Here is a 21,575-nt window from a genome sequence, read left to right on the forward strand (position 1 = left end):
TGGAGGCTTTGGAATCAGGAATTTGATTTGATCCTTGACTTTAAAGCGCTACCTTGAGAGCAGAACGGCACATTGCCTTCGCAGGAGATTGACATGACCGAGACTGCCCGCACCACGATTGATGCTTCTGAAATCGAGCATTTTTCGCGCATTGCCGCCGAGTGGTGGAACCCGCAGGGCAAATTTCGTCCACTGCATAAATTCAATCCAACACGCCTTGCCTATATCAAGGAAAAGGTCTGCGAAAAATTCAAGCTTGATGCCAATAGTCCGCGCCCGTTTGAAGGCCTGCGCTTTCTTGATATTGGCTGCGGTGGTGGCCTGTTGTGCGAACCGATGGCGCGCCTTGGTGCAACGGTCATCGGTGCGGATGCATCCGAAACCAATATTGAAGTTGCAAAAATTCACGCGGCCCAAAGCGGCGTTGAAGTCGACTATCGCGCAACCACTGCCGAAGCTCTGGCCGAAGCGGGCGAGAAGTTCGATGTCGTGCTCAACATGGAAGTGGTCGAACACGTCTCTGATGTCGATCTTTTCATGTCTGCGACCAGCGAAATGGTAAAGCCGGGTGGGTTGATGTTTGTTGCCACCATCAACCGCACGTTCAAAGCCTATGGTCTGGCAATCATCGGTGCGGAATATGTGCTGCGCTGGCTTCCGCGCGGCACGCATCAATATGAAAAGCTGGTGCGTCCAGAAGAACTCGAAGCAGCTCTTTGCAAAGCGGGCCTCAATCTGATCGACAAGCTGGGCGTAACCTATAACCCACTTGCCGATAGCTGGAACCGTTCACGCGATACCGATGTGAACTACATGGTTCTTGCGGAACGGCCCGCATGAAACATGTCGCAGAAAAGTGGGAACCGGTTTTCTGATAACGACATGTTTGTACAAAAGAAACAAAGCGCATCGCGCTTTAATCAACGCTTCTGAGCTTTTGTCGTCAGTGCCACACCAAAGGCGATGACGACAGCACCTATCCATGTGAGCAACGGATAGTTTTCGCCCAGAAACAGCGTGCCGGAAATCAGCCCAAGCGCTGCGGCCACATAGCCGATCTGGCTGAGATAAACCGGCCCGCCGACCGCCTGTAAGCGAAAAAACAGAGCAAACATGCCTGCTGCCGCAACCCCTTGCGCCACAGCAGTGAGCGGCGCAAGCGCCAGTGTCTCAATCGGAAAATCGCCGTTAAACAACAACATACCAATCAACAGCATCACAGCCGCGGCCAGATGGCTGCCTGAAGCAAGCTCCGTCGGATCAGCATTTTTCGGCCAGTCAAGCGTGCGATAGACATTTCCCATCGCCAGAAACACCGGAATGAGAAGCGCTAATCCGATCCAGAGCGGATCGGCAGGCTTACCGACTTCGCCACGCGTCATTGCCACCATAATGGCACCGATAAAGCCAACAATAATCCCTGCAATGCCGAGCGCATTGGGGCGACGAAGGCCAAAGCCCATCGAGATCAGAAGCGTGATCACCGGCGATAGCGTGTACATGATGCCGGTAAATCCGGCTCCAAGTCGCGGGATTGCCGACAGGATCAGCAGATTAGGAACCGCATAGGAAATCGCAGCCGTACAAATGTAATAGCGCAACCTGTGGCCGGAAATGCCGACCCGCTTTTTGCTCAAAAGCAAAGCCACAAGCAGAATAACTCCGGCACTGGCTGAAAACAAAAATGTCCAGATTGTCGGCGGAACCCCCGCTTCAGCGGCGATTTTTCCAAGAGGCAAAATAAGCCCCAGAAGCGTGCCTGTGGCAAGCAGCAAGAAAGGCGCGGAATCCATCAGTTTCATGCGCCATATCCTCTCACGCAGTCAAAGTCTTTAAGTATCAGTTTTTATCTTCCGGGAAGACAGGCAATGGCATCACATCGACGCCATCTTCAATGAGAGAATGAACGTCTTCTTTGGACGCTTCTCCGTAAATGCCCCGCGCTTCGGTTTCACCAAAGTGGATTTTACGCGCTTCTTCCGCAAATTTATCGCCAACATAATCCGCATTTTCGCGAACCTTGCGGCTCAACGCGCGCATTTGTTCAAGCGCCTGCTTCTGCGCCTCACCGAGGGCAATCGCCACCTGCTCTTTTGAGCGGCTGGTGGAGACGGCAGGCGCCATCAGCGATTTTCGAATTTCAGGCGAATTGCAGACAGGGCAAGAGACGAGTTTGCGCTCCGACTGCCGATCGAAGTCGGCATTGTCACGAAACCAGCCTTCAAATTCATGGCCGTGATCGCAATGAAGCGAAAAGCGGATCATGGATTATACGTCCTCTTTCTCTTGAACAACCTTCACAGAAAACTCACGTGCATTCTTGAGGTTCGGAACCTTGGCGCGTGCGGCGGCACTCTCGCTCACATCAATATCGGCAACAATGACACCCGGCTCATCATGCGCCGCTTCTGCCAAGACCTTGCCCCAAGGGGAAACGATCAGCGAATGCCCATAGGTCTCGCGACCATCCTCATGCACACCACCTTGCGCAGCCGAAATCAGGAACGCGCCATTTTCAATCGCACGCGCACGCTGCAAAACATGCCAGTGCGCTTCACCGGTCTGACGCGTGAATGCAGCAGGCCCGGTAATCACATTGGCGCCTGCCAGCGCCTGCGCACGAAACAGTTGCGGAAAACGGATATCGTAGCACACCGCCATGCCAACATGAGCAAAAGGCAGTTCGGCAATCACCGTTTCCTTGCCCGGCTCATAGGTTGCTGATTCGCGCCAGCTTTCGCCGTTGTCGAGATCAACATCGAACATATGCACCTTGTCATAGGTTGCGATCTTCTCACCCGATGGCGCGAAGATGCCGCCACGATTGGCAATCTTGCCGTCACCGGCGGCAATCGCCGTCGAACCAATATGCAGATAAATGCCGTACTTCTTTGCAAGTTCTGACGCGGCCTTAAAGACCAGATCTTCCTTTTCATCGCGCAGACTTGCAAAAAGCGCTGCACGATCACGCATCAGCGCGCCGGTCATTTCCGGGGTCTGCACATAGTGAGCACCCTTTGCCGCAGCATCGGAAACCAGTTTTTCCATCGCCTCGACATTGCGGGCCACATCCGTGCCCGAACGCATCTGAACCGCAGCAGCGCGAAAAGTGCTCATAAGTGTCTCCCCCTTCATAATCTTAATTCAGTTCGCCAGTCGCAAGCAGACCATCAAGCTTGCCTGCATTATCGAGAACAAACAGATCATCGCAACCGCCCACATGCACCGAACCGACAAAAATCTGCGGGAAGGTATTGCGGCCCGAACGCTGCTGCATTTCCGCACGCAGTTCAGGTGTAGCGCCTGCATTAATTTCGTTAAACGCAACGCCCTTGTTCTTCAAAAGACCGACTGCACGCGTGCAATATGGGCAGCCAGGGCGGGTATAGATGGTGACATCAGTCATGTAAAACTCCATTCGTTGGCCTCTATATAATGGCAAAACAACGATCTGGAAGCCCCTGATGCGTTCACGAATCCGGTAGAACCCGGCTGAATGTCAGCACATCCACGCTTTTTGCGCCACCGCGCAAGAGCGCACGTGTTGCAGCTTTCGCCGTTGATCCTGTCGTATAAACATCATCGATCAACAAGACCCTCCGTCCGCGCACATGAATATCGTGCTCCTTTGGCACGCGGAAAGCACCGTCAACATTGCGCTTTCGCTCTTTCAAACCAAGCCCGATCTGCTGATTTGTCTGACGAATACGCCTTATGGCCTGTGGTTCATAAGGCTTGCCACTGAGTTGCGCCAAGCTGCGCGCCAGCTCTGCCGACTGGTTAAACCGCCGCGACCAGAAACGCCATTTGTGCAACGGCACCGGCAAAATGACATCGCACTCATCCAGCAATTCCCGTCCGGCACGCAGCATCCAGCGTGCCATCCATGATGCTAAATCCGTGCGGTCCTGAAACTTAAGCAAGACAGCCATGCGCTGCGCAGCCCCTCTGTGAAGCACCGCAGAGCGCAGACGCCGAAACGGCGGCGGATTGGCGATTGCTTCCGCGCTCATGAAATTCTCGCCAAAATCATGATTAAACGGAATGCCAAGCACCGGGCAGTAAGGCTTTTCGATAAAGCGCAGCTGTGACCAGCACTCAGGGCAAAGCGTTCCGGGTTCGGAAACCTCTATGCGGCAACCGATACAGCCTGCTGGAAACAGAATATCCGCAGAACGGCGCAAACCAACACGCACCGCGTTAAACGCTGTCGTTTTCAGCCTCAACACCAAGCTTTGATGCGACCTGTCGTCATCAACCATTGCATTCGCCCCCGTTCGAATGCATCTACGCCCTTATCCATATTACCGACGCATATCCGAAAGAGAAGACGGAATCGCAATGGCAGCCCCCTCATCCGCTCAATCGTCAGAAAATGCGATTTTTGATCGCGACCTCCAGCTGGCGTTCCGCCGCCGCGCTTTCAGGCATGCTGTGAAGGGTGCAGACTTTTTGTTGCGCAGAGTGGCTGACGATCTGGAAGACCGGCTTGCTGCTGTCGAGCGCCACTTCTCCGTTGCCATTGATCTTGCCGGTCACAACGGTCTTGCAGCAGGCGCTCTTGCTCATTCAGGCAAAGCAGACATGATTTTACGCATCGAACGCGATGCAGCTTTTCTCTCCGGTCCTTTTCCGGCCATTGTCGCCGATGAAGAAGCCCTGCCACTGAAACCCCAAAGTGCCGATCTGATTGTGTCACTGCTGTCGCTGCATTCAACCAATGATACGCCGGGCGCGATGATACAAATCGCCCGCGCGTTGAAACCGGATGGCCTGTTTCTTGCTGCACTCAGCGGCAATGGAACATTGGGCGAATTGCGGGAAAGCCTTTTGCAGGCGGAAATTGAACTGACGGGTGGCGCAAGTCCGCGCATATTCCCTTTTGCAGATGTGCGTGATGTTGGCGGTCTTTTGCAACGCGCAGGTTTTGCGCTGCCGGTAACAGACGTGGATAATGTGACGGTCCGCTATGACAGCATTTTCAACCTGATGGCCGATCTGCGCGCCATGGGCATGCAGAATGTGTTGCGCGATCGCTCGCGCAAACCAGTCTCGAAAAAACTGTTCCTGCGTGCAGCAGAAATTTATGCCGAGCGGTTCAGCGATCCCGATGGGCGTATTCGTGCCACCTTCTCGACAGTCTGGCTGTCAGGCTGGGCACCACATGAATCGCAGCAAAAGCCATTAAAGCCCGGCTCTGCCAAGGCTTCACTGGCCGATGCATTAAAGAATGTGGAATGAATCTTTCAGCAGTCGCCACTATGCGTGCCATCTGGATCAATCACGCAGATTGGGCGAACGGGTGCCTTGCGGGCGACGTAAGTGTCACGCTTGACTGATCCGGTCATGGTGCGATCGACACCGGCAGGCAGTACTGATTGCGATGCAACCTTGTTTGCCTGATCGTTTAAAACCGGAACAATAATCAACGCCAACGCGACCGCAGCCGACCCAAACAGCAAGACAACGCGTAAAATGCTGCCGCCCGCTTTTGAGAGTGGGCCCGGCTTATATTCGTTATGATCTGCACTAAAATAATTGTTGTCAAAACTCATGACATAAACTCCGAGGCACTTGTTTTAAACAATGCCGCAGCGGAGTGAATCATCGATTAACGCAGAAGGTTAACGTCAACGATTTGTCAGCTATTTTGAAGCTTTCCACAGGCTCAAAGCAGATCAATCAAAAACGGGATCAGCGGCTCATCGGCTGGCGGCATCGGATAATCGCGCATATCCTTCGGACGCACCCATTTCAGGGCCTGTCCTTCCAGCCCTTGCGCAACACCTTCAAAGCGACGGCAGACATAAAGCGGCATCAGAAGATGAAAATCATCATATGTGTGGCTGGCAAAGGTCAGCGGCGCCAGACAGGCCACCTTGGTCGTCACGCCAATTTCTTCTTCGAGTTCACGGATCAGCGTTTCTTCCGGCGTTTCACCAGCTTCGACCTTGCCTCCGGGAAACTCCCAGAGACCTGCCAGAGACTTGCCTTGCGGGCGCTGCGCGAGAAGCACACGCCCATCAGCATCCACAAGCGCGCAGGCGGCCACCAGCACGATGCGCCGGGCTTTTATCTCGCTCATTTCTCATTGCTCTCCCGATAAGCGTAACGATAGGCTTCCTGAAAGCCAAAGCGCTCGTAAAGCGCCAGTCCGGCAACATTATCCGCCTCAATCTGAAGCCAGGCTTTTTGGGCACCGAGTTGCTTTGCCCATTTGAGCGTCGCCCCGATGATAGCGCGACCATGACCGGCGCGGCGTGCATCCGGCAAAGTCCCAACATCGAACAGCCCCGCCATGACACCATCCTGCACGCAAAGCACATTGGAGACCGCCCGTCCGTCCTCTTCGAGAATAAACATACCCTTGTTGGGGCGAATGCCATCCAGCAGCTCGCAGAAACCCGGACGAAGTTCAGCGGGGCGCCCGTGAATGATGAGCGAAGCCTCGACGAAGCGGCCAATATCTTTGAGCGGAATCTGATCACGCTCCTGCGAGAGATCAATATCATCCAGATTGGAAGTCATGACGATGGTTTCATCGCGACGCTCCCATCCCAGACCTTCAAGATAATCTTCAAGCTCGACGGGTGCGAGTGGCGAAAGCCTGAAACACGGCACCCGTCCGTAAACGCGAAAACGCTGCGATGCCTGTTCGATACGCGCCGGAATATCGCGCGTATCACCCGGATCAAGCGGATTAACCGAATTGAGCCGCTTTGAAGGATGTGCAGCCGTCATGCGTATCGCCCACGTTCCGTCATAATGAACGGACGTGGCAGGCCATGCACGAAAGCCAACGGCCTCCAGCTGGCGAACGATAGCAAGATTTGACATATTCAAACTCTCTCCAAGCTTAGCTGCGATAGTCGCCGTTGATCGCCACATATTCCTTGGTCAGATCGCAGGTCCAGACGGTCGCCTTGCCCTTCCCGATCCCCAGATCGACGCGAATGAGAATATCCTCGCCCTGCATATAAGCAGACGTTGCCTCTTCCGAATAAGCCGGATCGCGTTCGCCCTGATGCGCCACGCGAATATCGCCAAACCAGATCGCCAGCAGATCGCGATCAGCCGGTTCACCCGCTTTACCAACAGCCATGACCACACGGCCCCAATTGGCATCTTCACCGGCAACCGCCGTTTTGACCAAGGGTGAATTGGCAATTGAAAGCGCGATTTTCTTCGCAGAAGCGGCGGACTTTGCACCGCTCACTTCAATTTCGACCATCTTGCGCGCACCTTCGCCATCACGCACGACCTGAAGTGCCAGCGACTTCAAAACGCGCGCCAGCGCCTTTTTGAAATCACCCAGACGCTTGTCGGAAACATCGGTAATTTCGGGTGCACCGCGTTCCGCAGCCGATCCTGTTGCAAACAGCATCAGCGTATCAGAAGTGGATGTATCACTATCAACTGTCACCGCATTGAACGTCGAACCAACGCCCTTGGAAAGCAGGCTCTGCAAGACATCCGCCTTGATCGGTGCATCGGTAACAACAAATGAAAGCATGGTTGCCATGTCAGGTGCGATCATGCCCGCACCCTTGGCAATGCCATTGATCGTCACCGGAACCTGGCCGAGCAGCACCGTTTCGGTCGCCACTTTCGGATAAGTATCGGTTGTCATGATGGCCTTGGCGGCTTCTGTCCAGAGATCGTCGCTGGCAGATTTTGCCATGTCATCCAGAAGACCCGAGAACTTCGACGCATCCAGCGGCTCGCCGATCACACCGGTGGAGGCAAGAAACACATCTGTCGTCTTGCATCCAACAGCCTTGGCGGCAGCCTCTGCGGTTGCTTGCGTGGCCGCCCGACCTTTGAGACCTGTGAAGGCATTGGCATTGCCTGAATTGACCACAACCGCACGCGCCTTGCCATGCACCAGGTTCTGGCGGCAGAAATCAACCGGTGCAGACGGGCAGAGCGAACGGGTGAAAACACCGGCTGCCTCCGCAGGCTTGTCAAAGACCATCAGCATGACATCCGTGCGGCCCTTATATTTGATACCGGCTGCAGCCGTCGCGATGCGGACGCCGTGAATAACAGGCATGGATGGATAATGTTTGGGGGCGAGCGGTGATACGGACGCAGACATGATTGCCTCTGAACAGATGCGATTTGATTCTGTCGCATTGGAAAGGTTTGCAGCACAAAATCAAGCTTTAACTAACGTTCAACAAAAAACGCCCCGGACTTCCGGGGCGCTTTGTGAATTCATAATTTACTGCTGTGGTTGAGCGGCATCAGGCGAATCGCCTTTATCCGCCGCTTCCTGAGCGGCGGCCGCTTCCTTCATCGCTTTATCGACGGCAGGATCCTTATATTCGATCTTCAAGCCATCGCGCAGCTTCTTGACGGCCTCGACATAACGCTCACGCATGATGATCGAACGAATCTGGTCGGAAACCTGATCAAATGCCGGCGGCTGCTTGGTGCGGCGATCTTCAAGCTGAATGACGTGGAAGCCAAACTGCGTCTGCACCGGCTCCTTGGTGTATTCACCCGGCTTGAGGGCAAAAGCGGCCTTTTCAAATTCCGGAACCATCTGGCCTTCGGAGAAATAACCAAGATCACCACCATTGGCGGCAGTGCCATCGGTGGAGTTTTCTTTGGCGAGATCTTCAAACTTCGCACCACCTTCAAGCTTCTTGATGATGGCTTCCGCTTCTTCCTTGGTCTTGACGAGAATGTGACGAGCACGCACTTCAGTCTGTGGAGGAATGGCCGCGATTTCCTTGTCGTAACGCGCACGAACATCGGCATCGGAAATCTTGTTGACAATCGCATCCTTGAAATATTCATTGTGCAGCGCACGTTCACGCAGGAATTCCATGCGCTTCTTGAAGTCCTCGCTCTGATCGAGCTTTTCTTTCACGGCTTCTCCAGCCATCGCCTTGATGTCGATGAGCGCTGCAAGAGCGGCCAGACGGCGCTGCTCGGCTGGAAGACGTGCAAACTGCGGATCAAGATCGCCTGCAGCCTGATCAACGTCACCGACAGTAATGTCCTTACCGCCGACGGTGGCCAGAACCTTTGCCGGATCTTTGGAAGCAGCCGCAGACTGTGCTGCCTCTGCGGGTTTCGCTGCATCCTGTGCAAAGACAGCCGAACTGGAAAAACCAGCGAGTGCAACCGAGGTTGCAAGAACGGCAAGTGCCTTGCGATAAGGGGCTTTGAGAATGGCTTTCATATGAGATTCTCTCCTTCGAGACCACCTAACGGCCCCATTAATGCGGCAGAATTTGGCCCTGAAACACACTTATTAGTGAGAAAAGACAGGTTTTGCGTCTTATCGAGCAACATTGACATCGCTCGAAGCCCCTCTTATCTGTCCTTCGTCTTGTCGTCCAGTAAGCGACCGGGCGAATTGCGCTAAAACGCGCCGTTTCTGGCAGCGTTGACAGCGTAGTTTTCTTGCATTTGTTTCAATACGCGTGAATAAAGCATTCGACAAAGCATTATCAGCAAAAGTGCGCAGCGGTTTTGCGTTCGAAAATGCGACAAAACAAAGAGTTAGAGCCTTTCGCGAATTTCGGTGAAATCGAGAGAGGCCATGACGCCGGAAGCGCTTCCGGCTGAACGGACAGGAAAGGACCAGGAATGGTCAGCTTTGGCGGCCTCGCCCGCAAGATATTCGGTTCATCCAACGACCGCCATGTGAAATCATTGCGCGTTCGTGCGGAACAGATTACTGCGCTTGAGAAGAATTACGAAGCCCTAACCGATGAACAGCTACAGGCGAAGACTGCGGAATTCCGTGCAGAACTCGCTCAGGGCAAAAAGCTGGATGCACTGCTTCCCGACGCTTTTGCAACGGCGCGTGAAGCGGCCAAGCGTGTGCTCGGTATGCGCCCGTTCGATGTCCAGCTGATCGGCGGCATGGTTCTGCACGAACGCGGTATCGCCGAAATGCGCACCGGTGAAGGCAAGACGCTGATGGCAACGCTGCCTGTCTACCTCAACGCTCTTGAAGGCAAGGGCGTACATGTGGTGACAGTCAATGATTACCTTGCCAGCCGCGATGCCGAAACCATGGGAAAGCTTTATAACTTCCTGGGGCTGACCGTCGGTGTCATCAAGCACGGCCTCGATGACAATGAGCGTCAGGCTGCTTACGCCTGTGACATCACCTACGCCACCAACAACGAACTCGGTTTCGATTATCTGCGCGATAATATGAAATATGAGCGTGGCCAGATGGTGCAGCGCGGTCACAACTACGCCATCGTCGACGAAGTGGATTCGATCCTCATCGACGAAGCACGCACCCCGCTGATTATTTCCGGCCCGCTGGAAGATCGTTCAGACTTTTACAATCTCATCGACACATTCATTCCGGCACTTGAGCCGGAAGATTTTGAAATCGATGAAAAACAGAAGACCGCAATCTTCACCGAAGTCGGAACTGAAAAGGTTGAGCAGCTTCTGGAAGCTGCTGGCCATCTCAAAGGCGAAAGCCTCTACGACATCGAAAATGTTTCGGTTGTTCATCACCTCAACAATGCCCTTCGCGCGCACAAGCTGTTCCAGCGTGACAAGGACTATATCGTCCGCAATGATGAAATCATCATCATTGACGAATTCACCGGCCGCATGATGCCGGGCCGCCGCTTCTCGGAAGGTCTGCATCAGGCACTGGAAGCCAAGGAACATGTGACCATCCAGCCTGAAAATCAGACGCTGGCTTCGATCACCTTCCAGAACTACTTCCGCATGTATACCAAGCTCTCCGGCATGACCGGTACGGCTGCCACGGAAGCGGAAGAGTTCGGCAATATTTACAGTCTCGACGTTCTTGAAATTCCGACCAACCTGCCGGTCAAGCGCATCGATGAAGACGACGAAGTCTATCGCACCGTCGAAGAGAAATACAAAGCCATCGTGCGTGACATTCGCGCCTCCCACGAAAAGGGCCAGCCTGTTCTTGTCGGCACGACTTCGATTGAAAAGTCGGAACTTCTGGCTGAGCGCCTGCGCAAGGACGGCATCAAAGACTTCCAGGTCCTCAACGCCCGTTACCATGAGCAGGAAGCTTTCATCATTGCACAGGCCGGTGTTCCGGGTGCAATTACGATTGCCACCAATATGGCTGGTCGTGGTACGGATATTCAGCTTGGCGGCAATCTTGAAATGCGCGTGCAGCGCGAGCTTTCAGATGTACCGGAAGGTCCAGAACGCACTGCCAAAATTGCCGAACTCAAGGCCGATATTGCAAGGCTGAAGGAAAAGGCACTGGCTGCAGGCGGCCTGTATGTTCTTGCCACAGAACGCCATGAAAGCCGCCGCATCGATAACCAGCTGCGCGGTCGTTCCGGCCGTCAGGGCGATCCGGGCCGTTCAAAATTCTTCCTGTCGCTTCAGGATGATTTGATGCGTATCTTCGGCTCTGACCGTATGGACGGCATGCTGCAGAAGCTGGGTCTCAAGGAAGACGAAGCGATCGTGCATCCATGGATCAACAAGGCGCTTGAAAAGGCGCAGACCAAGGTGGAAGCGCGGAACTTCGAAATCCGCAAGAATCTGCTCAAATACGATGACGTGATGAATGATCAGCGTAAGGTGATTTTCGAGCAGCGCCTTGAAATCATGGACGACGAAGACCTGACCGATACCGTTGCGGAGATGCGCCACGAAGTGATCGAGGATATGGTCGCGCTTCGGATCCCGAAAGATGCTTACGCTGAAAAATGGGATATTGCCGGCCTCAAGGACGACATTCTCACCAAGTTGAACCTCGCTCTTCCTGTGGACGAATGGGCCAAGGAAGAAGGTATCGCCGAAGAAGAGTTTGAAGCCCGGATCAAGGAAGCCGCGGACAAGGCCGCAGCCGAGAAGGCAGAACGCTTCGGCCCGCAGATCATGACATACATCGAAAAGTCAGTGATCATGCAGTCACTCGATAACCTCTGGCGCGAACATCTGGTCAATCTTGACCATTTACGTTCGGTCGTTGGTTTCCGTGGCTATGCACAGCGCGATCCGCTGAACGAGTACAAGACGGAAGGCTTCGAACTGTTTCAGGCCCTGCTTGCAAACCTGCGTGAAGTGGTCATTACCCAGCTGATGCGCGTCGAAATCGTGCGCGAAGCCCCACCAGAGCCCGAGCTTCCGCCAATGACTGGCGTCCACATCGATGGAACCACCGGCGAGAATGATTTTGATGAGAATTCATGGGCCGAACATCAGCAGGATGAGCGTATCATTCCAGCCAGTGAACGCGATCCCGCCGATCCAAGGACCTGGGGCAAGATCAGCCGCAACGAAGCCTGCCCGTGCGGCTCTGGCAAGAAATACAAGCATTGCCACGGCGCGTTTGACTAAGCCACGCCCGAAACATGCTCCTTAAAACCAAAACCCGGCGCACAATCGCCGGGTTTTTATTATAAACATCATGGTAGTCCGCCTTGTTAATTAGAAATTTCGAAATTACCGATATATTCACGAAGTAATTACCATTTCAAAATTTTGGCTTCACTTTCGCAAAGGAGGCCGTTTCTTTTTACCTTTATAAAGAACTGGCATCTAATGTTCAGCCATCGCAGGCCGAAAAATACGGGATGCGGTAAAACGGTGATCCTTGAGAAGATCACCGGAAAGAATGGGCCTGAAATAAAGGTCGCAACAAACAGGGTTGGCAACAAGTGCGTTTATCTGCCGCGAATGCAGCACGCCGGAATTTATCTGGCAGGATCGCAACGAAACATCGTTCTGTGACGGGGCGGGTCGATCGTGTTTTGCTGTTTCCAAGGACGTCGATGCGCGCTCAGCGTTTATCGCTGCTGGCGGTGTTCATGCGCTTTGCAATGGCAGCAAATGCCCGCAGCAATACCTCTGAGGAGAGTTTGTAATGGCCGCAAAACCTTTGCTCGAGGAATCCGCAGGTGGACACACTGCACGCATTATTTCGCAACTCTCTGAAACACTGCCTGCCAGGGATGCGACCAAACGGCTGGAGGAAAGCCTTAGCAGCCGCGCCATTCCGCGCAAGCTTGCAATCTATGGCGCATCCGCAGGCTTTGAACTGCGCGACGAGCTTGATCATCTGAGCAACCGCACAATAGAGCCAAACATCTTCTTTAATGCACGCTTTCTTGCGCCCGCTATGCCGCGCCTTGAAGATCGCGAAGTGCGTTTCATGGTTATGCGTGACGAAAATGACGTGCGCAGCCGCCTGCGTTTCGTCATGCCCTATACGATTGAGCGTCCCGGCTTTCCCCTGTCATCGCCTGTTATTCGCGCATGGGCCACACCATTTGGCCCTCAGGGCACTCCGCTGATCGATCATGACGATCCTTTGGGCGTTCTTGAAGATCTGTTCGATATTCTGGCCCGCGATCATATCAAAATGCCGGAAGTGCTTGTACTGCCAGAAATGCGCGCTGACGGCCCGGTTGCAAAATTGATCCGTTCCGTGGCTGTCGGACGGCAATTGCCGATTGTCTCCATTGAGCGAAAAGAGCGGCCATTCCTTAAGAGCGATCTTGATGGTGAGACCTATGTCAAGCAAGCCATCGGCCCGCATCATCGCCGCGAATATGCCCGGCTGTGGCGTCGTCTTGCCGAGAAAGGCGAACTGGCCTATCGCATCGCAAGAAAGCCTGACGAAGTGCGCCACACATTCGAGCATTTTCTGACGCTTGAAGCGAGCGGCTGGAAAGGGCGGCGCGGCACGGCCATGGCGGTCGACCGTTTCCGCGCGGCTTTCGCACGTGAGGCGGTCAACAATCTGGCCGAGCGCGATTGCGTGCGCATCCACACGCTTGAATTCAATGGTCGCGTGATTGCGATCCTGATCGTCTTCACGGTTTCAGGCGAAGCATGGACCTGGAAAACGGCCTTTGATGAAACGCTTCAAGCCTATTCGCCCGGCATGCTGCTGATGATTGAAGTGGTGAAAAACCATCTCGAAGACCCCAACATCACACGCACCGATTCCTGTGCGGTGCCCGACCACCCGGTTATGTCGCGCTTGTTTGAGGAGCGTGAAACCATTGAAACGCTTGTTGTCGGACTTCATCCGGGCGCAGACAAGCATGTTCGTCAGGCGGCGGCGCAAATTCATCTTTATCAGCGCACGCGCAATCTCACCCGGATTATTCGAAATAGAATCCGCAATTTTACCGATCGGAAATAAAAGTCACATTTACTTGAGAAATCAAAAAGCTGTGCTATCATTTGTTTCAGGAGAGCGCCTGTAAACTATTTTGGCAGGTGAAATTGAGGGTATAAATTGATTGGCTCCAGGTTTTACTCGGAAGCAATTAAGTAAAAATATAAACACGCCCCTCTTTCGCTGCTTCACAAAAACCAAAGCGCCTCCTGTGGGAAGGAGATGCGCTATGTTGGAATATCTTTCATACCTGAAAACACTTGACCTCATCGTGTTGGGCCTCATTGCATGTCTGGTCTGCTGGAATATTGTCGAGCACAATATCCGCCGCTAGAGCATGTCGCGAAAAAGTGGGAACCGCCTTCGCGGAGAAATCCGTCCGCCGGTCTGATTTCTATTCGCGCTACGATCCGAGAATGGCATGCGTGAAAACAAACAGATAGAGCATTTCCAATAGTTTAATCAAAACAGGAAATGCTTTAAGCGCAGGAAGCAATTTACACCTTCGAGCGCGTGATGATATGTGTGGAACAGTTTTTAAAACACGCTGCGCGATCAAACAGACAATCAGAACGCCGATCTGTTTCAACCGGACTGACGAGCGATCAGGAGACTGTGGACTGCGCGTCGTGAAAAACCTGAAACTATAATCAGTCAGGCGCCCGAGGGCGATTGACGTTGTTTCGTTTAGCCGGTATATCCCTCCCCGCTGTCCGTTTTTGGACCATATCAAACTGCTTAAGCAGTCACGTGCGGGTGTGGTGGAACTGGTAGACGCGCCGGACTCAAAATCCGGTTCCGAAAGGAGTGTCGGTTCGATTCCGACCACCCGCACCATATCAATCAAACTGCTTCAAGCGCCTGAGCAAGATCAGCGATCAAGTCGTCCGGGTGTTCAATACCAATCGACAGTCTTATGGTTGTTTCCAATACACCGATGCGTTCACGCACATCCACCGGAACACCGGAATGCGTCATTGCCGCCGGATGGCTAGCCAGCGATTCCGTTCCGCCGAGGCTAACGGCCAGCTTCAATATTTCCAGTGCATTGAGGAAGCGAAATGCTGCCGCTTGACCGCCTTTGATATCAAAGGAGAAAGTCGAACCCGCTCCGGTGCATTGGCGCTTGAACAATTGCCCAGCCGCCGAATTTTCATCCTCAAAAGGCAGATAATGCAGTTTTTCGACCCTGGGGTGCCCCCGCAGGAAATCCGCAACCGCGCGTGCGTTGTTGTTCGCACGTTCCATACGAATACCAAGTGTTTCGAGCGATCGCCCCAGCATCCAGCACGAATGCGGATCAAGCTGTGTGCCAATGGCGCCACGCAGCGCTTTCACCTGTTTGACAACCGCCTTCGCGCCAAGAACGGCACCGGCAATCAGATCGGAATGGCCACCGACATATTTCGTCAGCGAATAGAGTGACAGGTCTGCACCGTGATCAAGCGGCTTCTGAAAAACCGGGCCAAGCAATGTGTTATCGCACACGATCACAGGGCGGTGGCCATTCTGCTTGGCGGCGATCTTTTCTGCAACGCGCCGGATCGCAGCAATATCGACAAGGCTGTTGGTTGGATTGGCAGGCGTTTCAATCAGAATAACCGACACGCGCCCCTTCTGTACCGCCCTATCGGCTGCCTCTTGGATAGAAGTCTCGTGGACACCGTCAGCAAAGGCCACAGCCTCAACACCGAAATTATAGAATGTCTTGGCAAGCAGCGTTTCTGTGCCGCCATAAAGCGGCTGCGAATGCAGAATCACATCACCCGGCCGGGTGAATGCAAAGAGGGTCGTGGCAATCGCCGACATGCCGGAGGAAAACAGCGCACCGCTTTCCGTGCCTTCATAAACAGCCAGGCGATCTTCTACGATCTCGCTGTTAGGATGGTTGAAACGCGAATAAACGAGCCCCGCCCCAACGCCAGCGGGAGGCTCTTTGCGCCCGGAAACAAAATCAAAAAAGTCGCGCCCATCTTCAGCGCTTTTGAACACAAAGGTCGATGTCAGAAAAACAGGCGGTTTGACAGCTCCCTCGGATAGCTCGGGATCGTAACCATAATTAAGCATCTGTGTTTCGGGATGAAGCAGATGATTGCCAATGCTGGTCTTCGATGGACGCGGCGCGGTCATGATAATCTCCTGAAAAACTTCTCCTGCCCTTAGAGGCCAGAGAAGTCTAACAGAGATATGGGGCAATCTTCTTGCGTTGTTAGTCTCTTATGCGACTGTGAGCGAACATTGCCCTGTGTTTAGCATTTTGCAGATTGCGTGATTTATTTGACCACAAGCACAGGTACAGAGCTTAAAGAGAGGATTTCAGCAGCCTGACTGCCAAGAAGCAGCTTATTGACACCACGGCGGCCATGCGATGCGATAACGATCAGGTCACTGCCTGTCTGCTTGGCGGCTTCAATGATGCCCTGCGCTGGCGACTGATTCTCAATGTGCAAAGTTTCGGCATGAACGCCTGCGGCTTTCGCCTTGGCTTTGGCTTTCAAGAGCAATTCTGTCGCCGCTTTGGTGATTGCCTCACGATATTCCTGAAAAGCAGCAGGGCTTGAGGCCCATTCTGCAGCAACCACGATCCCATAGGATGGCAGAAGCTCGGTCACAGAAACGAGCAGCACTTTCGAGCCAAACTTCTTGGCCAGCGCCACGCCCTGTTCAATGCCCTTATCGGCAAGTTCAGACCCATCGGTTGCAATCAGAATTGTCTTATACACGGCCCATGCCTCCAGTTTGCGATCACGACCCGATCATGTGCGCTCGTCGCAAAAAGAACATTGATGCGGATCAATCAGACGCCAAAAGCTTACAGACATAAGAGGCTGATCGAAAGAGCACGCGATCTGTTTTCACTTGAGCATTGCGCGATTTTCCAACAAATGATCATGCGCTTTAACGGCACGCAACAGCCTGGAATCTTCTTCTAGCAAAGAGAAATTTTTAGAATATAATTCCATTATTATCCAATCAGAAGCATGGAAGCAGCTATGCTTTTGCGCCATTTCCTCATAAACTTCGCCCTCAACAGAAGGAGATTATTCCATGAGCAAGCCACTTGGCGGAAAAAACGGTGAACCCGCAGGGCGCGGTCGCATCTATAATTCCATTCTCGATACAATCGGCAACACACCGCTCGTGCGCATCGACAAATTCGCCAAGGAAAACGGCGTTGAAGCCAATCTGCTGGTAAAGCTGGAATTCTTCAATCCGCTGGCAAGCGTCAAGGACCGCATCGGTCTGGCACTGATCGAAGCGCTTGAGGCACAGGGCAAGGCTGTTCCGGGAAAAACTGTTTTTGTCGAGCCGACATCCGGCAACACCGGTATCGCGCTGGCCTTTGCTGCCGCAGCAAAGGGTTACCGCCTTGTGCTGACCATGCCTGAAACCATGTCGGTTGAACGCCGCAAGTTGCTCAAGCTTTTGGGTGCTGAACTCGTTTTGACCGAGGGTGCAAAAGGCATGAAAGGCGCGATCACAAAGGCTGAAGAAATTGCTGAAGGCAATCCAAATGCGATCATTCCACAGCAGTTTGAAAACCCGGCAAATCCAGAAATTCATCGCCTGACGACGGCTGAGGAAATCTGGAACGACACCAATGGCGAAGCCGATATTCTGATCTCAGGCATCGGCACCGGCGGCACGATCACCGGCGTTGGTCAGGTCATCAAGGCGCGCAAACCGTCTTTCAAAGTGGTTGCCGTCGAGCCAAAAGACTCGCCCATTCTTTCCGGCGGAACACCCGGCCCGCATAAAATTCAGGGCATCGGTGCCGGCTTTGCACCAAAGACCCTCGACACAAGCATCTATGACGAAATTGTTACCGTCTCCAACGAAGATTCCTTTGCCAACGCCCGTCTGATTGCACGTCTTGAAGGCATTCCGGTCGGCATTTCTTCAGGTGCCGCCCTCACCGCTGCCATCGAAATTGGCAAACGTCCTGAAAACAAGGGCAAGAACATCGTCATCATCATTCCATCCTTCGCAGAACGCTATCTTTCAACGGCACTGTTTGAAGGCTTGGAATAAGCAAAAGCGCTAAACAAAAAGCCAGAGTGGTCACCCACTCTGGCTTTTCTGTTGCCTGAAACCAGAACGAAATTCTGGAACTAGAGCATTTCCATCAAAAGTGCGAACCGGTTTTTCGATTCTAATTGACCGTGCGTGCCGCGCAAGCCGGGCCAGGTCCGCGCATATAATGGCGCTCTGGCCTGTAGCTTGGTGCGACGAATTCACGGATGACATTAACGCTGTCACGTAGCTGAACGATAATGTTCATCGTCTTCACCTCATCACGAATTTGCTGCTCGAAAAATAATGCCCGATACTGAAACGTTTAAGCTCTGTTGAATGCTTTTCGCTTCCGAACATCTTAATGAAAACTTTAACCATTAAAGATGAATAACTCCTGAAGCGTCGTAGTTAAGGTTAAGTTAACAGTAAGGATATTCAAGTTTTCCACAGGCGTGGGAAATTAGACACAACTAAAAAAGCCGGTATCGAAATACCGGCTTTGGAGCAAACAAAGACTTGATCAGCGGGTCGGAACGGGATGCTCTCCGCGATAATCATAAAAGCCACGACCCGTTTTGCGGCCCAGCCATCCCGCTTCGACATATTTGACCAGAAGGGGACATGGGCGGTATTTCGAATCTGACAGGCCGTCATGCAGCACCTGCATAATCGAAAGACAGGTATCAAGCCCGATGAAATCGGCAAGCTGCAAAGGTCCCATCGGATGATTGGCACCAAGCTTCATGGCCGTATCGATGGCTTCCACACTGCCAACACCCTCATAAAGCGTGTAGATCGCCTCATTGATCATCGGCAACAAAATACGATTAACGATGAAGGCCGGAAAATCTTCTGCCACCGTGACGGTCTTGCCAAGCGCCGTCACAAAGTCCTTTGACTTGCGGAATGTATCTTCCTCGGTCGCAATACCGCGCACCAGTTCAACCAGCTTCATCAGCGGCACCGGATTCATGAAATGAATGCCGATGAAACGCTCCGGGCGATCCGTGGTAGATGCAAGGCGCGTGATGGAGATTGATGACGTATTGGTCGCAACGATCGCTTCCGGGTTCAGCACCGGGCAAAGCTGCGCAAAAATCTTGCGCTTGACGGTTTCGTCTTCTGTTGCGGCTTCAATGGCCAGATCGACGCCCGCCAGATCCTGCATGGAATTGGCGGCACGGATCAGTTTCATCGCATCAGCGCGCTGCTGTTCTTCGAGCTTTCCCGACGAGACCTGCCGCGCCATGTTGCCGTTGATGGTGGCAATGCCCTTTTCGAGCCTGTCCGCAGCCGCATCATGCAGCAGCACGTCGTAACCTGCCAATGCGCAGACATGTGCAATACCGCTGCCCATCTGCCCCGCGCCAACAATACCGACTGTCTTGATTGCCACAGTACCAACTCCTTCATGCCAAGCATTCACGCTTATAAAAACGCTCACCCACCAAGACAGCTATAGGCAGAAAATGCAAGACAATCACATTCGCCGCCCCACTCGCCATTGTCGCAGGACCAGAGCATTTCCAGCAAAAATGCATAAGTTTTGTTGCGTAAGATAATGCGATAAAAACGACTCGGAGCGTTTCGCGTGGGTCCATCAAAACGCGAAACGCTCTTAGAAGAAGAAAGCGGCAGGTCATCCCTGCCGCCTTTTAAATCAAAGCGCTTTTTCAAGCTCTGGCAGGATCGTGAAGAGATCACCGACGAGGCCATAATCGGCCACCTGGAAGATCGGTGCTTCTTCATCCTTGTTGATCGCGACGATCACGCGGCTGTCTTTCATGCCCGCCAGATGCTGGATCGCGCCGGAAATACCAACCGCAATGTAAAGCTCAGGCGCAACCACCTTACCCGTCTGGCCAACCTGCCAGTCGTTTGGTGCATAACCCGCATCAACTGCTGCACGGCTGGCACCAACCGCTGCGCCAAGCTTGTCAGCAACCGGCAGGATCACTTCCTCGAACTTTTCCGACGACCCAAGCGCACGACCACCCGAGATGATAATCTTGGCGGAAGTCAGTTCTGGACGATCACCGCCCGAAAGCGCATTTTCAACAAAGCGCGACAGACCCGGATCGCTCGCTGCATTCACGCTCTCAACCGCAGCCGAACCACCTTCGCCGGTAGCCGAGAACGAAGCCGTGCGCACGGTGATCACCTTCTTGGCATCAGTCGACTGCACGGTCTGGACCGCATTGCCGGCATAGATCGGACGCTTGAAGGTGTCGCTTGAGACAACTTCCATGATTTCAGACAACTGCATCACATCAAGAAGGGCTGCCACGCGCGGCAGAATATTCTTGGCCGATGTGGTGGCTGGTGCAATGATCGTGTCGTAATTGCCAGCGAGTTCAACGATGAGCGCTGCCACTGGCTCTGCCAGCTGGTTTTCCAGCGCATCGCCTTCAGCAAGCAGAACCTTGCGCACGCCGGAAAGCTTGGCAGCTGCATCAGCCGCAGCTTTTGCGCCCTTGCCTGCAACCAGCACATCGACGTCGCCGCCGATCTGTGCCGCGGCCGTCAGAGCCTTTGCCGTCTGATCAGAAAGGCTTGCATTGTCGTGTTCGGCAATAAGAAGAATAGCCATGTGTTTGTCCTTTCCGATTTCTTACAGAACGCCGTCAGCTTTGAGCTTCTCAACCAGTTCAGAAACCGAACCAACCTTGATGCCAGCCTTACGGCCACCGGGTTCTTCGGTCTTCAAAACCTTAAGACGCGGTGCAATATCGGCGCCAAAATCAGCCGGTGACTTTTCCTCGAGCGGCTTCTTCTTGGCCTTCATGATGTTTGGCAGCGAAGCATAGCGCGGCTGGTTCAGACGAAGATCAACGGTCACAATCGCAGGCAGTTTCACATCAATGGTCTGAAGACCGCCATCGACTTCGCGTGTTATCTTGGCAGAACCATCGCCCAGTTCAACCTTGGACGCAAAGGTTGCCTGACTCCAGTTAAGCAGCGCTGAAAGCATCTGGCCGGTCTGGTTGGCATCGTCGTCAATGGCCTGCTTGCCAAGGAACACGAGGTCTGGCTGTTCAGCTTCAACAACCCCCTTCAAAACCTTGGCCACGCCAAGCGGCTCGACAGTTTCTTCAACCTTAACCAGAATGCCGCGATCAGCACCCATGGCAAGAGCTGTGCGGATGGTTTCCTGCGCCTGTGCCGGACCAATCGAGACCACAACGATTTCCGAGACCTTGCCCGCTTCTTTCAGGCGCAGCGCTTCTTCAACTGCAATCTCGTCAAACGGGTTCATCGACATCTTGACATTGGCAAGCTCAACGCCAGAGCCATCACCCTTGACCCGGATCTTTACGTTGTAATCTACAACCCGCTTTACTGCGACAAGGACTTTCATCCGCGATTACCTCTTCAATGACTTTTGCGGCGCGACTATGCCGCCATGAATCTCTGCCCACATGTCAGAATCCGACATGAAAACGCT

The 21,575-nt window shown here is 53.4% G+C and carries 21 protein-coding genes and 1 tRNA gene; 6 read left to right on the top strand and 16 right to left on the bottom strand.

Features of this window, described 5'->3' with window-relative positions; all coding sequences use genetic code 11:
• Positions 1 to 93: 93 nt before the first annotated feature.
• Positions 94 to 840, top strand: a complete 747-nt coding sequence (ubiG, locus tag ABE527_RS12490) for a bifunctional 2-polyprenyl-6-hydroxyphenol methylase/3-demethylubiquinol 3-O-methyltransferase UbiG (RefSeq protein WP_499694721.1) — start codon at positions 94 to 96, stop codon at positions 838 to 840.
• Positions 841 to 920: 80 nt separating this feature from the next.
• Here the strand turns inward: ubiG and ABE527_RS12495 are convergent, their stop codons facing one another.
• From ABE527_RS12495 to ABE527_RS12515, 5 genes are all read right to left on the bottom strand, one after another.
• Complete coding sequence (locus tag ABE527_RS12495) at positions 921 to 1,802, bottom strand: DMT family transporter (protein ID WP_265986916.1); 882 nt, start codon at positions 1,800 to 1,802, stop codon at positions 921 to 923.
• A gap of 37 nt (positions 1,803 to 1,839) precedes the next feature.
• The gene (locus ABE527_RS12500) at positions 1,840 to 2,265 is read right to left on the bottom strand and encodes a DUF1178 family protein (protein ID WP_265986917.1); all 426 of its coding nucleotides are present in this window, start codon (positions 2,263 to 2,265) and stop codon (positions 1,840 to 1,842) included.
• A 3-nt stretch (positions 2,266 to 2,268) separates the two neighbouring features.
• Positions 2,269 to 3,117: a carbon-nitrogen hydrolase family protein gene (locus ABE527_RS12505; protein WP_265986918.1), complete on the bottom strand. Its 849-nt coding sequence runs from the start codon at positions 3,115 to 3,117 to the stop codon at positions 2,269 to 2,271.
• Positions 3,118 to 3,139: 22 nt separating this feature from the next.
• On the bottom strand, positions 3,140 to 3,406 hold the full coding sequence (gene grxC, locus ABE527_RS12510) for a glutaredoxin 3 (protein ID WP_499697114.1): 267 nt from the start codon (positions 3,404 to 3,406) through the stop codon (positions 3,140 to 3,142).
• A gap of 64 nt (positions 3,407 to 3,470) precedes the next feature.
• On the bottom strand, positions 3,471 to 4,262 hold the full coding sequence (locus ABE527_RS12515) for a ComF family protein (protein WP_499697115.1): 792 nt from the start codon (positions 4,260 to 4,262) through the stop codon (positions 3,471 to 3,473).
• Between the two features lie 79 nt (positions 4,263 to 4,341).
• Here ABE527_RS12515 and ABE527_RS12520 point away from each other — a divergent pair, with 79 nt between their 5' ends.
• Positions 4,342 to 5,241: a methyltransferase domain-containing protein gene (locus ABE527_RS12520; protein WP_265986921.1), complete on the top strand. Its 900-nt coding sequence runs from the start codon at positions 4,342 to 4,344 to the stop codon at positions 5,239 to 5,241.
• Positions 5,242 to 5,246: 5 nt separating this feature from the next.
• Here the strand turns inward: ABE527_RS12520 and ABE527_RS12525 are convergent, their stop codons facing one another.
• The 5 genes from ABE527_RS12525 to ABE527_RS12545 all read right to left on the bottom strand — a co-directional run bounded on the left by ABE527_RS12525 (position 5,247) and on the right by ABE527_RS12545 (position 9,193).
• Entirely contained in the window at positions 5,247 to 5,555 is a 309-nt protein-coding gene (locus ABE527_RS12525; protein WP_265986922.1) for a hypothetical protein, read from the bottom strand.
• 113 nt (positions 5,556 to 5,668) lie between these two features.
• Positions 5,669 to 6,085, bottom strand: coding sequence for a (deoxy)nucleoside triphosphate pyrophosphohydrolase (locus tag ABE527_RS12530; RefSeq protein WP_265986923.1), 417 nt, complete (start codon positions 6,083 to 6,085; stop codon positions 5,669 to 5,671).
• Positions 6,082 to 6,837 carry a GNAT family N-acetyltransferase gene (locus tag ABE527_RS12535; protein ID WP_265986925.1) on the bottom strand — a complete coding sequence of 252 codons (756 nt, stop codon included), beginning with the start codon at positions 6,835 to 6,837 and terminating at the stop codon, positions 6,082 to 6,084. Before ABE527_RS12535 ends, ABE527_RS12530 begins: the two co-directional genes overlap by 4 nt.
• Positions 6,838 to 6,856: 19 nt before the next feature.
• Positions 6,857 to 8,098 carry a bifunctional glutamate N-acetyltransferase/amino-acid acetyltransferase ArgJ gene (gene argJ / locus ABE527_RS12540; RefSeq protein ID WP_499697116.1) on the bottom strand — a complete coding sequence of 414 codons (1,242 nt, stop codon included), beginning with the start codon at positions 8,096 to 8,098 and terminating at the stop codon, positions 6,857 to 6,859.
• A 126-nt stretch (positions 8,099 to 8,224) separates the two neighbouring features.
• Entirely contained in the window at positions 8,225 to 9,193 is a 969-nt protein-coding gene (locus ABE527_RS12545) for a peptidylprolyl isomerase (protein WP_499697117.1), read from the bottom strand.
• Positions 9,194 to 9,603: 410 nt separating this feature from the next.
• Between ABE527_RS12545 and secA the strand changes: the two genes are divergently transcribed.
• The 3 genes from secA to ABE527_RS12560 all read left to right on the top strand — a co-directional run bounded on the left by secA (position 9,604) and on the right by ABE527_RS12560 (position 14,950).
• On the top strand, positions 9,604 to 12,324 hold the full coding sequence (secA, locus tag ABE527_RS12550) for a preprotein translocase subunit SecA (protein ID WP_265986930.1): 2,721 nt from the start codon (positions 9,604 to 9,606) through the stop codon (positions 12,322 to 12,324).
• 526 nt (positions 12,325 to 12,850) lie between these two features.
• The gene (gene bspF / locus ABE527_RS12555) at positions 12,851 to 14,137 is read left to right on the top strand and encodes a type IV secretion system effector crotonyl transferase BspF (protein WP_499694727.1); all 1,287 of its coding nucleotides are present in this window, start codon (positions 12,851 to 12,853) and stop codon (positions 14,135 to 14,137) included.
• A gap of 728 nt (positions 14,138 to 14,865) precedes the next feature.
• Positions 14,866 to 14,950 (top strand) — tRNA-Leu (locus ABE527_RS12560).
• A 6-nt stretch (positions 14,951 to 14,956) separates the two neighbouring features.
• On the opposite strand, the gene ABE527_RS12565 is transcribed toward ABE527_RS12560, so the two are convergent.
• Together ABE527_RS12565 and ABE527_RS12570 are read right to left on the bottom strand one after the other, a co-directional pair.
• Entirely contained in the window at positions 14,957 to 16,243 is a 1,287-nt protein-coding gene (locus ABE527_RS12565; protein WP_499697118.1) for a cystathionine gamma-synthase family protein, read from the bottom strand.
• A 143-nt stretch (positions 16,244 to 16,386) separates the two neighbouring features.
• Entirely contained in the window at positions 16,387 to 16,836 is a 450-nt protein-coding gene (locus ABE527_RS12570; protein WP_499697119.1) for a universal stress protein, read from the bottom strand.
• 325 nt (positions 16,837 to 17,161) lie between these two features.
• Between ABE527_RS12570 and cysK the strand changes: the two genes are divergently transcribed.
• Positions 17,162 to 18,145 (top strand): cysteine synthase A, encoded by a 984-nt coding sequence (gene cysK, locus ABE527_RS12575; protein ID WP_499697120.1) that lies wholly within the window; start codon positions 17,162 to 17,164, stop codon positions 18,143 to 18,145.
• A gap of 121 nt (positions 18,146 to 18,266) precedes the next feature.
• Here cysK and ABE527_RS12580 read toward each other — a convergent pair whose 3' ends face one another.
• The 4 genes from ABE527_RS12580 to ABE527_RS12595 all read right to left on the bottom strand — a co-directional run bounded on the left by ABE527_RS12580 (position 18,267) and on the right by ABE527_RS12595 (position 21,488).
• Positions 18,267 to 18,395, bottom strand: a complete 129-nt coding sequence (locus ABE527_RS12580; protein WP_260525696.1) for a hypothetical protein — start codon at positions 18,393 to 18,395, stop codon at positions 18,267 to 18,269.
• Between the two features lie 255 nt (positions 18,396 to 18,650).
• Positions 18,651 to 19,526, bottom strand: coding sequence for a 3-hydroxybutyryl-CoA dehydrogenase (locus ABE527_RS12585; RefSeq protein WP_265982303.1), 876 nt, complete (start codon positions 19,524 to 19,526; stop codon positions 18,651 to 18,653).
• Between the two features lie 264 nt (positions 19,527 to 19,790).
• Positions 19,791 to 20,720 carry an electron transfer flavoprotein subunit alpha/FixB family protein gene (locus ABE527_RS12590; RefSeq protein WP_499694730.1) on the bottom strand — a complete coding sequence of 310 codons (930 nt, stop codon included), beginning with the start codon at positions 20,718 to 20,720 and terminating at the stop codon, positions 19,791 to 19,793.
• Positions 20,721 to 20,741: 21 nt separating this feature from the next.
• Positions 20,742 to 21,488 (bottom strand): electron transfer flavoprotein subunit beta/FixA family protein, encoded by a 747-nt coding sequence (locus ABE527_RS12595; protein ID WP_265982306.1) that lies wholly within the window; start codon positions 21,486 to 21,488, stop codon positions 20,742 to 20,744.
• Positions 21,489 to 21,575 lie beyond the last annotated feature (87 nt).

This window comes from Brucella sp. TWI432, from assembly GCF_039674445.1.
Classification (GTDB): domain Bacteria; phylum Pseudomonadota; class Alphaproteobacteria; order Rhizobiales; family Rhizobiaceae; genus Brucella; species Brucella chromiisoli.